Origin of the sequence: Kribbella flavida DSM 17836 (assembly GCF_000024345.1) — a bacterium.
GTDB lineage: Bacteria > Actinomycetota > Actinomycetes > Propionibacteriales > Kribbellaceae > Kribbella > Kribbella flavida.
The window spans coordinates 2,829,467-2,845,285 of record NC_013729.1; the positions used below are offsets into that span (position 1 = coordinate 2,829,467).

General features: G+C 69.9%; 10 protein-coding genes. 7 read left to right on the forward strand and 3 right to left on the reverse strand.

Annotated features, from left to right (window positions below):
* Positions 1–63: 63 nt before the first annotated feature.
* Together sucB and lpdA are read right to left on the reverse strand one after the other, a co-directional pair.
* Positions 64–2,166: a 2-oxoglutarate dehydrogenase, E2 component, dihydrolipoamide succinyltransferase gene (gene sucB / locus KFLA_RS13305; RefSeq protein WP_012920311.1), complete on the reverse strand. Its 2,103-nt coding sequence runs from the start codon at positions 2,164–2,166 to the stop codon at positions 64–66.
* A 172-nt stretch (positions 2,167–2,338) separates the two neighbouring features.
* A complete protein-coding gene (gene lpdA / locus KFLA_RS13310) occupies positions 2,339–3,724 on the reverse strand; it encodes a dihydrolipoyl dehydrogenase (protein WP_012920312.1) in 1,386 nt (461 codons plus the stop codon).
* Between the two features lie 334 nt (positions 3,725–4,058).
* Here lpdA and KFLA_RS13315 point away from each other — a divergent pair, with 334 nt between their 5' ends.
* Positions 4,059–4,376 (forward strand): hypothetical protein, encoded by a 318-nt coding sequence (locus tag KFLA_RS13315; RefSeq protein WP_041289312.1) that lies wholly within the window; start codon positions 4,059–4,061, stop codon positions 4,374–4,376.
* A 104-nt stretch (positions 4,377–4,480) separates the two neighbouring features.
* On the opposite strand, the gene KFLA_RS13320 is transcribed toward KFLA_RS13315, so the two are convergent.
* Positions 4,481–5,974: a leucyl aminopeptidase gene (locus tag KFLA_RS13320; protein ID WP_012920314.1), complete on the reverse strand. Its 1,494-nt coding sequence runs from the start codon at positions 5,972–5,974 to the stop codon at positions 4,481–4,483.
* A 170-nt stretch (positions 5,975–6,144) separates the two neighbouring features.
* Between KFLA_RS13320 and gcvT the strand changes: the two genes are divergently transcribed.
* From gcvT to KFLA_RS13350, 6 genes are all read left to right on the forward strand, one after another.
* Positions 6,145–7,236, forward strand: coding sequence for a glycine cleavage system aminomethyltransferase GcvT (gene gcvT / locus KFLA_RS13325; protein ID WP_012920315.1), 1,092 nt, complete (start codon positions 6,145–6,147; stop codon positions 7,234–7,236).
* Between the two features lie 273 nt (positions 7,237–7,509).
* Entirely contained in the window at positions 7,510–10,383 is a 2,874-nt protein-coding gene (locus KFLA_RS35560; protein WP_158307281.1) for an AfsR/SARP family transcriptional regulator, read from the forward strand.
* A gap of 350 nt (positions 10,384–10,733) precedes the next feature.
* Positions 10,734–11,741 (forward strand): ABC transporter permease, encoded by a 1,008-nt coding sequence (locus KFLA_RS13335; RefSeq protein WP_012920317.1) that lies wholly within the window; start codon positions 10,734–10,736, stop codon positions 11,739–11,741.
* A gap of 40 nt (positions 11,742–11,781) precedes the next feature.
* Positions 11,782–13,542: an ABC transporter substrate-binding protein gene (locus KFLA_RS13340; RefSeq protein WP_012920318.1), complete on the forward strand. Its 1,761-nt coding sequence runs from the start codon at positions 11,782–11,784 to the stop codon at positions 13,540–13,542.
* A 97-nt stretch (positions 13,543–13,639) separates the two neighbouring features.
* Positions 13,640–14,632 carry an ABC transporter permease gene (locus KFLA_RS13345; RefSeq protein WP_012920319.1) on the forward strand — a complete coding sequence of 331 codons (993 nt, stop codon included), beginning with the start codon at positions 13,640–13,642 and terminating at the stop codon, positions 14,630–14,632.
* The gene (locus KFLA_RS13350) at positions 14,629–15,813 is read left to right on the forward strand and encodes an ABC transporter ATP-binding protein (RefSeq protein WP_012920320.1); all 1,185 of its coding nucleotides are present in this window, start codon (positions 14,629–14,631) and stop codon (positions 15,811–15,813) included. The genes KFLA_RS13345 and KFLA_RS13350 overlap by 4 nt, the downstream gene beginning before the upstream one ends.
* Positions 15,814–15,819 lie beyond the last annotated feature (6 nt).

Here is a 15,819-nt window from a genome sequence, read left to right on the forward strand (position 1 = left end):
TTTCCGGTGGTGCCGAGACTGCGGGTGGTGCGGGCCGGCGTGGGTGGCACGCCGGCCGGAGCATCAGACGTCGAACTGGGCTTCTTCCAGGCGCTGCTTGACGGCGGTCAGGTAACGAGCGGCGTCGGCGCCGTCGACCAGGCGGTGGTCGTAGGTCAGGGCCAGGTAGACCATCTGCCGGATGGCGATCGTCTCGCCGAGCTCCGGGTGGGTGATGACGACCGGGCGCTTGACGACCGCGCCGGTGCCGAGCATGCCGACCTGCGGCTGGTTCAGGATCGGCGTGTCGAACAGGGCGCCGCGGCTGCCGGTGTTGGTGATGGTGAACGTGCCGCCCGCCATCTCGTCCGGCAGCACCTTGTTGGTGCGGGTGCGCGCGGCCAGGTCGGCGATCTTCTTGGCCAGGCCGGCGATGTTCAGGTCTCCTGCGTTGTGCACGACCGGGACCATCAGGCCCTTCTCGGCGTCCACGGCGATGCCCAGGTGCTCGGCGGCGTGGTACGTCACCTCGCCCTTCTCGTCGTCGATCGAGGCGTTCAGCTTCGGGTACTGCTTCAGGGCGTCCACCGCGGCGAGCGCGAAGAACGGCAGGAAGGACAGCTTGACGCCCTCGCGGGCCTCGAACTCGGCCTTCTTCGCGTTCCGCAGCTTGGCGATCTCGGTGACGTCGACCTCGACGACCGTGGTCAGCTGGGCCGAGACCTTCAGCGAGTTCACCATGTGGCTGGCGATCGCCTTGCGGATGCGGCTCATCTTCTCGGTGGTGCCGCGCAGCGGGCTGACCGGGGTGGCGGCCTGCGGGGCGCCGCTCGATGCGGCGGCCGGGGCGGCTGCGGCGGGGGCGGCCTTCTTGGCTTCGGCGGCGGCGAGCACGTCCTGCTTGCGGATGCGGCCGCCTACGCCGGTGCCTTGGACGGCGTTGAGGTCGACGCCGTGCTCGGCGGCGAGCTTGCGCACCAAGGGGGTGACGTAGTTCGGGGCGTCGGTGGAGGAGCCGTTGGAGGAGGCGGTGGCCGAGGCCGGTGCCGATGCGGCCGGAGCGGAGGCCTGGGGTGCTGCGGATGCGGCCGGAGAAGAGGTCTGGGCGGAGGCGGCCTGCGGAGCAGGGGCCTGGGCGGCGGGCTGTGCGGCAGGGGCCTGGGCGGCGGGCTGTGCGGCAGGGGCCTGGGCAGCCGGCTGTGCGGCGGGGGCCTGAGAAGCGGGCTGGGCCGCGGGGGCCTGCTGAGCCGGAGCAGCCTGGGCGGCCGGAGCCTGCTGGGCCGGAGCCTGCTGGGCAGGGGCCGACTGCTGAGCCGGGGCTGCCTGCGGTGCCTCGGCCTGCGGTGCCTGCTGCTGCGGAGCCGCCTGCGCGGGAGCGGCGTCGGCGGAACCGACGACGGCGAGCTCGGCGCCGACCTCGACGGTCTCGTCCTCGGCGACCTTGATCTCGAGCAGCTTCCCGGCGACCGGCGACGGGATCTCGGTGTCGACCTTGTCGGTGGAGACCTCGAGCAGCGGCTCATCGACGGCCACGTCGTCGCCGACCTGCTTGAGCCAGCGGGTGACGGTGCCCTCGGTGACGCTCTCGCCCAGGGCCGGAAGGGTGACGGAGGTGCCGCCCCCGCCGGACGACTGAGTGTCCGCCGGCGCCGAGGAGGTCGCGGATCCCGAGGATGCGTCGGCCGAAGAAGAAGCCTGATCGGTTGCCGCCTGCTGAGCGGGGTCCTGGGCAGCAGGTGCCGCGTCGGTGTCCTGCGCGCCCGAGCCGGAGCCGGAGTACGACGCCTCGGCGCCGGAGTCCTGCGCCTCGGCAGCCGGAGCCTGGGACTCGGTGGAAGCGGCCTGCGGCTCGGCGGCCGGGGCCTGCTGGGCCTGAGCGGCGTCGCCCGAGGAGGCGTCGGCGGCGGCGTCGGACGAGCCGGCGTCGGACGAGGAGCCCGAGCTCTCGCCGGCGTCGCCGATCACGGCCAGTTCGGCGCCGACCTCGACGGTCTCGTCCTCGGCGGCCTTGATCTCCAGCAGGGTGCCGGCGACCGGCGAGGGGATCTCGGTGTCGACCTTGTCGGTCGAGACCTCCAGCAGGGGCTCGTCGACGGCAACGGTGTCGCCGACCTGCTTGAGCCAGCGGGTGACGGTTCCTTCGGTGACGCTCTCCCCGAGGGCCGGCAGGGATACAGAGGTCGGCATGACGGTCGTTGCTCCTTCGTCTGATCGGTCTCGGGTCAGCCTACGGTGCCGCCGCGACGGGCGGGACGCGGGTCACACCCGGTCCGCCCGGTGCGGCACGGTCAAACTTACTCGCGGCGGCGTCCAGCCCAAGCCAGGCCGAGCCGAGCCGGGCTCAGGCCGGGTCCGCGCGTCACTCGTGGAAGTGCAGCGGCTTGCCGGCCAGCGCCAGGTGCGCCTCGCCGAGGGCCTCGTTCTGGGTCGGGTGGGCGTGCACCAGCGGCGCGACGTCGGCCGGGAACGCCTCCCAGTTGTAGATCAGCTGCGCCTCGCCGATCAGCTCGCCGACCCGGGAGCCGACCATGTGCAGGCCCACCACCGCGCCGTCTTTGGCCCGGACCAGCTTCACGAAGCCCTGGGTCTTCAGGATCTGGCTCTTGCCGTTGCCGCCCAGGTTGTAGTTGAGGATCTCCACCTCGCCGTACTTCGCGCGGGCCTGCTCCTCGGTCAGCCCGACCGAGGCGACCTCGGGCTCGGAGTAGGTGACGCGCGGGATGCCGGCCTCGTCGATCGGGGCCGGGTTCAGCCCGGCGATGTGCTCGGCGACGAAGATGCCCTGCTGGAAGCCGCGGTGCGCCAGCTGCAGGCCGGGCACGATGTCGCCGACGGCGTAGACGCCCGGCACGCTGGTCTGCAGGTGCTCGTCGACGGTCACGAAGCCGCGGTCGAGTGTCACACCGACCTCCTCGTAGCCGAGCCCGGCGGTGTTCGGGCCGCGGCCGACGGCGACCAGCAGCACCTCGGCCTCGATCACCTCGCCACCGGCGACGGTGACCCGCACGCCGTTGTCGACCACCTCGACCGACTCGAACGGCGTACCGGTCTTGAAGGCGATCTTGCGCTTGCGGAACGCCCGCTCCAGGGTCTTGCTGCAGTCGGCGTCCTCGGCCGGCACCAGCCGCGGCAGCGCCTCGACGATCGTCACCTTGGTCCCGAACGACGTCCACGCGCTGGCGAACTCGACGCCGATCACGCCGCCGCCGAGGATCACCGCGGACTCCGGCACCCGGTCCAGGGTGAGCGCGTGCTCGCTGGCGATCACCCGTTGGCCGTCCAGCTCCAGGCCGGGCAGCGAGCGGGAGTACGAACCGGAGGCGATCACGACGTTGCGGCCGGTGTACGTCGTACCGGCGACCTCGACGGTGGTCGGGGAGGTCAGCCGCCCCTCGCCCTCGACCACGGTGATGCCGCGGGCCTTGATCTGCCCCTGCAGGCCCTTGAACAGCCGGTCGACGACGCCGTCCTTGTACTTGTTCACGCCGCCCATGTCGACGCCCTCGAGCGTGGTCCGGACGCCGAACTGCTCACCCTCGCGCGCGGAGTCGGCCACCTCGGCGGCGTGCAGCAGCGCCTTGGTGGGGATGCAGCCGCGGTGCAGACAGGTCCCGCCCAGCTTGTCCTTCTCGACCAGTGCGACGGACAAGCCGAGCACGGCGGCCCGCAGCGCGGCGGCGTACCCGCCACTGCCACCGCCGAGAATCACCAGGTCGAAGGTCGTGCTGTCTGCCGGGTTCGTCACAGGTTCCTCCGTGGGTCAAAGGTCGGCGGGCGGGCCCCGGGTTGCGGAGTTCCGGCCCGGGCGTCATCTTGTCACCGCGCGGCCGATCCGTCGTGCCCGGGCCGGACGAGCGGTGGTTCCGAACTTCGGCCGGTCGCGCCGCGTCGTACCCAGCAGCCCGTACGACGGGCCGCCTGGCGGGGTCTCCTCGGGGGAGCAGGCGGTCCGCGGACCACGTGCTGCCGGGGCCGGCGGGACCGCTGCGAGGGGTGGTCGCGGCAGCACGTGGTGCGGCGGGGGCCGGTGGGGTCGGTGGTTCGTGGAGGGACTTGCGGTGATAGGGGACACTGGAGCCATGAAGTGGTTCGGGCGGCGGCAGAAGCCGGGGACGATGCGCAAGTCGGACACTCCTGACCAGGCGCACCTGCGGGAGTTCGTCCAGACGCGTCAGGGCGTCGAGGGCTTCGTCGAGCCTCGCACGGCGGTGACCGAGTACACGATGCTGCTGGTCGCGGTCGACGGTGAGTGGACCCGTCGCCGGGTGCCGTCGGTGGAGTGGGCGCACAACTTCGCGAACAAGCTGGGCATCCCGTCGTACGACGCGGCGGTCGTCGGCTACCCGCCGCGGATGCGGGAGTACAACGCCCGGCAGAAGAAGAACGGTCTCGCCTGAGCCCTGGGCCGGACCGGCTGCTGCTTGCCTCAGGCAAACAACAGCCGGCGCGCTCCGGCGGATGAGCGGCCCCGGCGCGTCCTCGCGAACGCGCCGGGCCGGGATCAGCTCGCCGCGGCGGCCAGTTCGACCAGGGTGCGGACCGCGTAGCCGGTGCCGCCGGTCGGGGTGTAGCCCGAGGCGCCGCCGTCGTTGAACGCAGGCCCGGCCACGTCCAGGTGCACCCAGTCGATGCCGTCAGCAACGAAGTCGCCGAGGAACGCGGCCGCGGCGAGCGCGCCGCCCCAGGGTTCGCCGGTGATGTTGGCCAGGTCGGCGACCTTCGAGTGCGAGCGCAGCTTGTCCAGCATCTCCGACGGGATCGGCAGCGGCCACATCGCCTCGCCCGCGGCGACGGCCGCGTCGACGACCCGGTCCCGGGCGGTGTCGGTGTTGCCGAACGCGCCGGCGACCTTGGCGCCGAGCGCGACCACGCAGGCCCCGGTCAGGGTGGCCACGTCGACGATCAGGTCGGGCTGGTCCTCCGACGCCCGGACCAGCGCGTCACCGAGAACCAGCCGGCCCTCGGCGTCGGTGTTCAGCACCTCGACCGTCTTGCCGCCGTACATGGTGAGCACGTCGGACGGCCGGGCCGCCGACCCCGACGGCATGTTCTCCGCCATCGCCGCGTAGGTGGTGACCTGGACCGGGAGCCCGAGCCGGGCGATGGCGAGCGTCGCCGCGACGACGGCTGCGGCGCCGGCCATGTCGGCCTTCATGCTGATCATCCCGCTGGCGGTCTTCAGCGACAGGCCGCCGGAGTCGAAGGTGATGCCCTTGCCGACGTACGCGAGGTGGGTGACCGGCTTCTTCGGGGTGTAGCTGAGCCGGACCAGCCGCGGCGGGTTGTCCGAGCCCTGACCGACACCGAGGATGCCGCCGTACCCGCCCCGCGCCAGCGCCTTCTCGTCGAGCACCTCGACCTTGACGCCGTACTCCTTGGCCAGCTTCTGCACCTGCGCGGCGAACTCGGCCGGGTGCAGGTCCGACGGAGGCATGTTCACCCAGTCGCGGGTCTGGTGGACCGCGTCGGCGACCACCTGCGCGCGCTCCAGCGCGGCCTTGGTTTCCTTGCTGCGGGCCAGGTCGGTCAGCACCGTCAGGTTGCCGGGCGCGTCGGTCGGCGCCTCGGACTTGTAGGTGTTGTAGGTGTACCGGCCGATCAACGCGCCCTCGGCGACGGCCCGCAGGCAGTCCGTGTCGGGCGTGGGCAGCGCGAACGCGACGGACTGCGCGGTCTTGGCGGCCCGGACGCCGACGCCGGCCGCGATCCGCAGGTCCTCGGTCTTCAGCGCGCCGTCGGGAGCGGCACCCAGGCCGACCGCGATGAGCGTGGCGGAGCGGCCCGGCTTCGGCCCTGGCACCTTGGTGACCTCACCGGCCTTCCCGGTGGCACCCAGCCCGGACAGCACCTCCACCAGCCGGCCGTCGTAGGCGGCGTTCAGCGACTCGGTGCCGGCGGGCAGGGCGACGCCGCCGTCGAGCTTGACCACGCCGATGACCACGACGTCGGTCTTGACGCCGGCCGCATCGGACTTGCTCAGGGTGATGGTGCTCACGAAATCCTCAGTCCTCCTTGACCGGGTGGCAGGTGCGCCGGTCGTGACGGTACGTGAATGCTGCCTCCGCATGCTACGCGCCGGTTCCCCGCGAGACGCTTGCCACACCGGCCGGACGGCCGGTTCGGGCGGTCCACCGCGCGGGCGTGGCGTCGGGTAGGTTCCGCTGCATGACCAGCTTGAAGAAGTCCCCGCTGCACGAGCGGCACGTCGCCCTGGGAGCCAAGTTCGCCGAGTTCGGCGGCTGGGAGATGCCGTTGGAGTACAGCGGAGTGGTCGCCGAGCACACCGCGGTCCGGACCTCGGTCGGCGTCTTCGACGTCAGCCACCTGGGCAAGGCCAGGGTGGTGGGTCCCGGCGCCGCGGCGTACGTGAACTCCTGCCTGACCAACGACCTGGGCAAGATCGGTCCGGGCCAGGCGCAGTACACGCTGTGCTGCGCCGAGGACGGCGGCGTGGTGGACGACCTGATCGCCTACCTGCACGCCGACAACGACGTGTTCCTGATCCCGAACGCCGCGAACACCGCCGAGGTGGTCCGCCGGCTGCAGGCCGACGCCCCGGCCGGCGTCGAGGTGACCAACACCCACGACGACTACGCGATCCTTGCGGTCCAGGGCCGCAACAGCGACGAGGTGGTCGGCGCGATCGGCCTGCCGACCGGCCACGACTACATGGCCTTCGCCGTCGCCGAGTACGCCGGGACGCCGGTCGTCGTGTGCCGGACCGGTTACACCGGCGAGCGGGGCTACGAGCTGGTGATTCCGAACGACGCGGCGGTCGCGGTGTTCGACGCGCTGCTCGCGGCGGGGGAGGCGTACGGCATCGTGCCGGCCGGTCTCGGTGCCCGCGACACCCTGCGGACCGAGATGGGCTATCCCCTGCACGGCCAGGACATCTCGCCGCAGATCACGCCGGTTCAGGCGCGGTCCGGCTGGGCGGTCGGCTGGAAGAAGCAGCGCTTCTGGGGCGACCAGGCCCTGCGCGCGGAGAAGGAGGCCGGTCCGGCCAAGATCCTGCGCGGGCTGCGTGCGGTCGGCCGCGGTATCCCGCGTCCTCACATGACGGTCGCGGACGCCGACGGTACGGCGCTGGGCGAGGTCACGTCCGGCACCTTCTCGCCGACGCTGAAGAAGGGCGTCGCGCTGGCCCTGCTCGACGCCCGGGTCAAGGAAGGCGACCAGGTGACTGTCGACATCCGCGGCCGGCAGGAGCCGTTCGAGGTGGTCAAGCCCCCGTTCGTGACGGTCAACGTCCGGTAGAGCTGACGCCGTCGGCGAGTCCCGGCCGGGTTCAGCTGCCTGACCTGTGGTTCGTCCCGCACCCTGGGCGCCGCAGTCCCGCGACAGTGGGCCTGCGGCGCCTGCGCGTTGCCGCACCAGTCCCGTCCGGGTCCCCGCGCGGGCAGCGAGAGCACGCTCGCGATCAGCACCATCCCGGCGGCCAACGCCGTCCACTGCTTGTTCATGTTCATCGCAGCCCAGGGTGTGGGCGCCCTGTTACCCAGCGCCTACCACGCGACTACGCTGCGGTCCGTGGAATTTCGCCTGCTCGGTCCGGTACAGATCTGGTCCGCCGGGCAGCAGGTGGAGCTGAAGCGGCGGCAGGAGCGGCTGCTGCTCGCCGTACTGCTGCTGGAGCCGGGCAAAGCGGTGCCCGCGGAGCGTCTGATCGAGCTGCTCTGGCCGGAGGAACTTCCTGGCAGCCCGAAGCGCGCTCTTCAGGTCTACATGTCGCGCCTGAGGAACGTCCTGGCCGCCGGCGACAGCAGACTGCTGAGCGGACCGCACGGCTACGCCGTCGAAACTCCACGCGGTCGCACCGATGTCGAGCTGTTCGCCGCACTGGTTGAGCAAGCCAAACCGCTCGACGACCTGGAGCAGCGCCGCAAGCTCCTGATCGACGCCCTCGCACTGTGGCGGGGGCCTGCGCTGGCCGATGTGGCCTCCGAGGACGTACGCCGACGCCTGTGTGCGGGCCTCGACGAGTCGCGCTGGGCGGCGCAGGAGCTTCGCCTGACCACCGAGCTGGCTCTCGGCCGCCATCAGGACCTGCTCCCCGAACTGGCCGAGCTGACCGAAGCTCAGCCCACTCGGGAGTCTTTGACGGCCGCCCGGATGCTCGCGCTCTACCGATCCGGACGCCAGACCGACGCGTTGGCCGTGTACGCCGACCTGGTGCGGCACCTGTCGGACGAGCTCGGCGTGCAACCCGGTAGCGAGGTGCGTGACCTGCAGGTGGCGATCCTGCGGCAGGACGAGTCGCTGGACTACACAGCGCCTACGCGGGGTCCTCGGGAGCTTCCGGCGGACATCGCCGTACTGGTCGGACGTGACGCTCTATTGCACGAGCTCGCAGCAGTACTTCGACCCCAGCGCCGCCCCAGCGGCCTCCCGGCTGTTGTCTGTCTCTATGGTGCCGCTGGGACCGGCAAGTCGGCGGCGGCGATCCGGCTCGGCCACGAGCTGGCGGGGGAGTACCCGGACGGTCAGCTCTTCGCCAGGCTCCAGGACGTCGACGGCGAACCGGTGCCGCCAGCTGTTCTGCTCGGGCGCCTCCTCCGCTCCCTGGGAGTGGACAGTGTGCCGGACGCAGTCGAGGAGCGAGCTGCGCTGCTGCGGAGCACGCTGGCCGGCAAGTCGGTCCTGACGGTGTTCGACGACGCCGCTGACGTGGGCCAGCTACGCCCGCTCCTCCCCGCGGACGGTCGATGCGCTGTCGTGGTCACCTCACGCCGGCCGCTCCTGGGACTGGAGGACGCGACTCACCGCGAACTCCTCCCGCTGGGCAGCGCGACCAGCGCGCAACTGCTCGCCGAACTGTCCGGTCGCCCGGCCGGCGAGCTGCAGCCGCTCGTCGAGTACTGCGTCGGCCTGCCACTGGCGCTCCGCATCGTCGGTGCGCGCCTGTCGCTGATCCGCGAGGACATCGCCGACGTCGTGCGGACACTCGCCGACGAGACCCGGCGGCTCGACTACCTGGTCGCCGGCGACCGCGCCGTCCGCGCCAGCCTCGACCTCACCCTGCGCACCGCGAGCCCGACAGCGCGCCGTCTCTTCGGCTGCCTGGCCCTCGTCACCGCCGACGAGTTCTCCGCCTGGGTCGCCGCCCCGCTGCTCGACCTCGACGAGTCGCTCGCCGGGACCGTGCTCGACGAACTGCTCTCCCTCGGCCTCGTCCAGCTCCGCCGTACCGCCCCGGCCACCTACGGCCTGCACGCCCTCGTCCGGGCCCGCGCCGTCGAGGAGCTCGCCGGGTTCAGTGCCGACGATCGCGAGATGATCGAGCTGCGCTATCTCCAGGCGGTTCTCCGGCTGCTCACGATCGCCGAGGACCAGGTCGGCCAGAACGCCTACCGGGGTCTGGAGTACGACCAAGGCGAGGGCAGGCCGTTGCCCGAAGCGGACGCGGCCGCGGCCGCCGGACCGGCGTGGCTCGACGTCGAAGCCCCGGTAGTACTCGCCGCCGTCCGGCTGGCCGCCGGGCGGCCGCGGCTCGCCGCGATGCTGGCCATGCGCCTCGACGACTATCTCCTGGTACGTGACCAGCGCGAGATGCGGGAGACGGCACTCGCACTGGCGGAGTCCGCGACGGCCGGCGGCGATCCGATGCTGGAAGCCGAGGTGCTGCGCCGGCTGTTCGCGGCCAAAGCTCAGGGAGCCGCTGGGATGGACGAGCTGACAGCCCTCGCTGGTCGCGCGCGCGACGTTGCAGCACGGAGTGGGCATCCGGACATGCAAGCGCTCGCGCTGGGCCAGGTTGCCTACGTGACGTCGTCCGACACGAACTACGAAGCTGTGGTTGAGGTGGCTGAGCAGATACTGGCGCTGGCAGACCGCTGCACGGACCCGGCAGCGGTGAAGCTGCGTGCACTGGACTGGCTCTCGGCGGGTCTGGCGGGCCTCGGCCGTTTGCCCGAGGCTATCGCGGCCAAGCGGCGGATCCGCCAGCTCAGTACGCCGGGCACGCGTGTGCATGCCATTCGACTCGTGCTGCTCGCCCTCACGCTGACCCGGGGCGAGCACCAAGGGGCCGAGCATCTCGACGAGCTCGCCGAGATCGCGGTGGAGGCGCGCCAGATCGTCGACCGGATCGGTGACGAACTAGGACAGGCTCATGTGGGCCTGGTCGAAGCACGGTTGAGCATGGTGCGCGGAGACCTCGCCGGTGCGAACGAACGACTGGACGCGGTGGCGGCGATGTTCGCTGAACGGCCGGATGCCTGGGGAGACGTCAACCTTCGCATCACCCGCGCCTGGGTCGCGATCCGCGGCGGGCGTCGCAACGAGGGGCTGCGCATGCTGGCCGATGGCATGGAGGCCGTCTCCCCGGTCGACTACCCGGCGGCTGCCTCGGTGCTCCGGGAGCAGCTGGAAGTGGCGCGACGGGAAACGAGTCACTCTGCGTGACGATCAACGGTACCGGCCAGTTTCCGCACTGTCCGTGACAATCTGGCACTAAAGCGCCAATGTCGGTGCTGTGCCGCCGCTTTTTGTGGACAATTGATCGCGCAGCGTGAATGTCGGCGCCAAATATACCGGCCCGGTACTCGTTCCGGTAACGATTTGTACACTGCTGCCGCACACCGCTGGTCTGCTCTTCGTGGGTCGGGCAGGCTAGCGCGCGGTTGTGGGGCCGCAGTGTCAAGGGAATTCGGCGCTCGTGCCCCGCACGGCAAAGGCTCGGCACGATCTACAGACCGTGGCCGGACCCATCACGGAATCTGGCTGACAGAGCTGACAGAGCTGACGGAGCGCGAATGAGCATCGGTTCACCCGACTCGACCGTAGGTGTCGAGGACCACCCGGCATCGGCGGAGCCGGTGCGCGACGCCACGGTGGCGCACGGGAAGTCCCCGACCCGGATCGCGATGGACCGGCTGCGCAAGGACCGCGTCGCGATGACCTGCCTGGGCGTCGTGCTGTTCTTCATCCTGATCGCGATCTTCGCGCCGGTGCTGGCCAAGCTGGAAGGCGGCGACGTCAGCACCTTCCAGCCCGACCTGGTCGACGAGTACGGCTTCCCGGTCATCGGCATGAACTCGGAGCACTGGTTCGGCGTCGAGCCCAAGACCGGCCGGGACAACTTCGCCCGCTGGGTGTACGGCGCCCGGCCGTCGCTGATCGTCGCGTTCGTCGCAACCTTGGTCGGCACCGTCGTCGGGGTCGTGATGGGCCTGCTGGCCGGCTTCCTCGGCGGCTGGGTCGACCGGATCATCTCCTGGTTCATCGACTTCGTGCTGAGCCTGCCGTACCTGCTCTTCGCGATCGCGATGGTGCCGATCGTCGAGTCGCTGCGCGGCGGTTCGTTCAACCTGAGCCCGGAGGAGCAGGCCTCGACCCGGTTCTTCGTGCTGATCTTCGTGCTGTCGTTCTTCGGCTGGGCGGGCCTGGCCCGGATCATCCGCGGCGAGGTGCTGTCCCTGCGGGAGCGCGAGTTCGTGCTGGCCGCGAAGGCGATCGGCGTGCCGACCCGCCAGGTGCTGTTCAAGGAACTGCTGCCGAACCTGGTCGCCCCGATCGTCATCTCGGCGTCGCTGGCCCTGCCGGCGTACGTCACCGCCGAGGCCGGACTGTCCTTCCTCGGCGTGGGTCTGATCGAGCCGATCCCCTCGTGGGGTCAGACGATCGCGACCGCGACCAACTGGTTCAAGGCGGACCCTGTCTACCTCTGGCTCCCCGTCATCGGCATCACCGCGCTGGTGCTCGCGCTCGCCCTGCTGGGCGACGCGGTGCGCGATGCCTTCGACCCCAAGACTCGCCGGTAGCCCGGCGTTGCCCCAGCGGCAGAAAAGGAGAAACACGACAATGCAGTGGAAGCGGATCACCGCTGTCGCGGCAACGGTCATGCTGACCGTAGCTGCGTGTGGCAGCCCGTCGTCGAACAACAACACCGGCGGGTCGAACACAGGCGACGCCGGCACGGCGCAGGAGAAGGCCACCGACCCGAGCGTCAAGGGCCCGGCGCCGGAGATCGAGGGCGCGAAGAAGGGCGGCACCATCACGGTGCTGTCCGACGTCACGCCGGACACCTTCGACCCGACCAACATCTACTACACCGACGGTAACCAGATCGGGAAGCTGATCTACCGGGCGCTCACCCAGTACAAGCTGGACGAGAAGACCGGTAAGCCGATCCTGGTTCCCGACCTTGCCGAGGACCTGGGCACCAAGTCGGCCGACGGCCTGACCTGGACGTTCAAGCTCAAGCAGGGCATCAAGTACATGGACGGCACCGAGGTCAAGGCCGAGGACTACGCCTACGCGATCAAGCGGTCCTTCGCGCACGACCTGTACGACGCCGGACCGACGTACCAGCTGCAGTTCTTCAAGGACGGCGACAAGTACAAGGGCCCGTACGCTGCCGGCGGCGACAACTACGCCGGCGTCGAGACCCCGGACAACAGCACGCTGGTCATCAAGCTGGCGAAGAAGTTCGACGACCTTCCGTTCTACGCGGCGTTCCCGATGTTCACGCCGATCCCGAAGGCCAAGGACACCAAGAAGAACTACGAGCAGAAGCCGATGACGACCGGCCCGTACCAGGTCGAGTCGCTGACGCCGGGCTCGCAGCTGGTGCTGAGCAAGAACCCGAACTGGGACCCGAACACCGACCCGGTGCGTTACCAGTACCCGGACAAGTTCGACTTCAAGTTCGCCCAGGACACCATCAAGGTGCAGCGTCAGGTGCTGGCCAGCTCCGGCCCGGACGCGAACGCGCTGAACTACAGCAACCTGGACGTCAGCCTCTACCCCGAGGTCAAGGACCAGAGCCAGATCATCAAGGGCGGCTCGCCCTGCACCATCACCTGGCCGCTGGACACCCGCAAGATCCCGTTCGAGATCCGTCAGCTGATCGCCAAGGCGTACCCGTTCGACTCGTGGCGCAAGGTCGCCGGTCTGGACCCGCAGTCGGCCATCCCCGCCTCGACCATCCTGCCGCCGGCCGTCCCGGGCCACGAGAAGTACGAGCTGCCGGGCCTGGTCGGTAAGGGCAAGGGCGCCGAGGACGAGGCCGTCGCCGCTGAGGTGAAGGCCAAGCTGAAGGAGCTCGGCAAGGAGAACTTCGAGCTCAGCTGGTACTACTCCAACGACGACAAGATCGCCACGCAGGTCAACCAGCTGCGCACCCAGGTCTTCCAGAAGGCCGGCTTCAAGGTCAAGGCCATCGGTGTCCCGAAGGCCAAGATCCGCACCCTCACCGGTGACCAGAACGCGCCGGTGAACGTCGGCAAGACCCCGGCCGGCTGGTGCTCCGACTGGCCGTCCGGTACCAGCTGGTTCCCGGTCCTGTTCAAGTCCGACGCGATCGCCCTGGGCAACAGCATCGGTCAGCTGCAGGACAAGGCCCTGGACGCCGAGATCGACCGGATCGCGGCGATGGACCCGAACCAGCAGCTCAAGGAATGGTCGAAGGTCGACCGGACGGTCCTGGAGAAGCACCTGCCGCTGGTCCCGCTGTACTACGCCGCCAGTGCGTTCCCGGTCGGCAAGAACATCGGTCACGCCATCAACGACGTGACCCAGGGCATGCCCGAGTTCACCTCGTTGTACCTCAAGCAGCCCTGATCCTGGCTGCGCAGCAACTAGCAGTCTGATCATCTGATGGTGGGGTGGTGACTGGACCTCGGTCCGGTCACCACCCCGATCGGTGAGGAGAAACCCCGTGCTCTACTTCGTGGCGCGCCGCCTGGTCAGCGCGCTCAGTGTCGTGCTGGTCACGCTGATCGCGACCTTCACCCTGTTCTTCGTCGCCCCGACAGATCCGGCGGCGGCGATCTGCGGTGAGCGCAACTGCACCGCGGAGCGCTACAACGAGATCAAGGAGAGCCTGCACCTGGACCGCCCCAAGGTGCAGCAGTTCGCGGAGTACACCGCGGGCATCTTCGTCGGACGGACCTTCGAGGCGTCCGGCTCGACTCGGGAATGCGCCGCGCCGTGCCTGGGATACTCCTTCAAGAACGACCAGCCCGTCACCGAGATGCTGAAGACCCGGCTGCCGGTGACGGTGTCGCTGGTCGCCGGCTACGCGGTGCTGGTCCTCACCATCGGTGTCTTCGTGGGCTCGATGGCCGCGAAGCGACGGGGCAGCCTGGGCGACCGGGCACTGATGAGCAGCACCCTGATCCTCAGCTCGGTGCCGTACTACATCGTCGCGCTGATGATCTCGCTGTACTTCACGATCCTGTACCCGATCCTGCCCCGCGGCGGCTACACACCGCTGACGGACAACCCGGCCAAGTGGTTCATGGGCTTCCTCACGCCATGGCTGGTGCTGGGCCTGTACTTCTGCACGTCGTACGCGCGCTACTCCCGCGGTTCGATGGTGGAGACGCTCAGCGAGGACTACATCCGCACCGCGCGCGCCAAAGGCCTGTCGGACCGCAAGGTGACCTACAAGCACGCGTTGCGCTCCGGCCTGATCCCGGTGATCACGATCTTCGGTCTGGACGTCGCCGGCAGCCTGGCCGGCGCCATCTTCACCGAGCGCATCTTCGACCTTCCCGGCATCGGTAACCTGGTGCTGTCCAGCCTGCAGAACTACGATCTGCCGGTCATCATGGGCACCGTGCTGATCGCCTCGGGGGTCCTGGTCACGATGAACTTCCTCGTCGACATCGCCTACAGCGTCGTCGACCCGAGGGTGAGGCTGGCGTGACCACACCTCCCAACGAGCCCGGCACACCCCCGCAGGGCAAGATCCCGGAGAAGGACGGCAAGCAGACGATGAGCGGATCCGAGGTCGCGCCGGAGGCGAAGCGGGGCCCGTCGATCGCGACCCGCGAGCGACGCGACGCGACGCTGAACCCGAGCGGCGAGACGCCGTACCTGGTGGTCGAGGACCTGACGGTGAAGTTCCCGACCGCGGACGGCGTGGTCAGCGCGGTGAACGGACTGAGCTACGCCGTACCGCTGGGCCGCACGCTGGCCATCGTCGGCGAGTCCGGTTCCGGCAAGTCCGTGTCGAGCATGGCCGTGATGGGCCTGCACGACCGCAAGCGGACCCAGATCACCGGCTCGATCCGGCTCGGCGGCGACGAGATCGTCGGCCTGCCGGAGAACGAGCTGATGAAGGTCCGCGGCGACGCGGTCGCGATGGTGTTCCAGGACCCGCAGTCGTCGCTGCACCCGCTCTACACGGTCGGCAACCAGATCGCCGAGGCGTACCGGGTGCACAACGACGTGTCGAAGGACGTCGCCAAGAAGCGGGCGCTGGAGATGCTCGACCTGGTCGGCATCCCGAACCCGATCCGCCGGTTCAAGCAGTACCCGCACGAGTTCTCCGGCGGGATGCGGCAGCGCGCGATGATCGCGATGGGCCTGGTGAACGACCCGAAGCTGGTGATCGCCGACGAGCCGACCACCGCGCTGGACGTCACCGTGCAGGCGCAGATCCTCGACCTGCTGAACAACCTGCAGAAGGAGTTCGGCTCGGCGATCGTGCTGATCACGCACGACCTGGGCGTGGTGGCCGAGATGGCCGACGACGTGCTGGTGATGTACGCCGGCCGCTGTGTCGAGTACGGCACCGCGGCGGACGTGCTGGCCCAGCCGCGGATGCCCTACACCTGGGGTCTGCTCGAGTCGATCCCGACGGTGTCGGCGGCGACCGAGCGGCTGCGCCCGATCAAGGGCCTGCCGCCGAGCCTGCTGAACCTGCCCAGCGGCTGCTCCTTCAACCCCCGCTGTCCCTACAAGGACCGGGTGAAGGGCGAACGCTGCGTCACCGACCTGCCCGAGCTGCTGCCGGTCGACGGCGCCGGCGCCCACACGTCCCGTTGCCACCTGCACGACAAGGCCTCCATCTACGAGGCCGAGGTCGCACCGAGACTGGGCTGAGGAGAG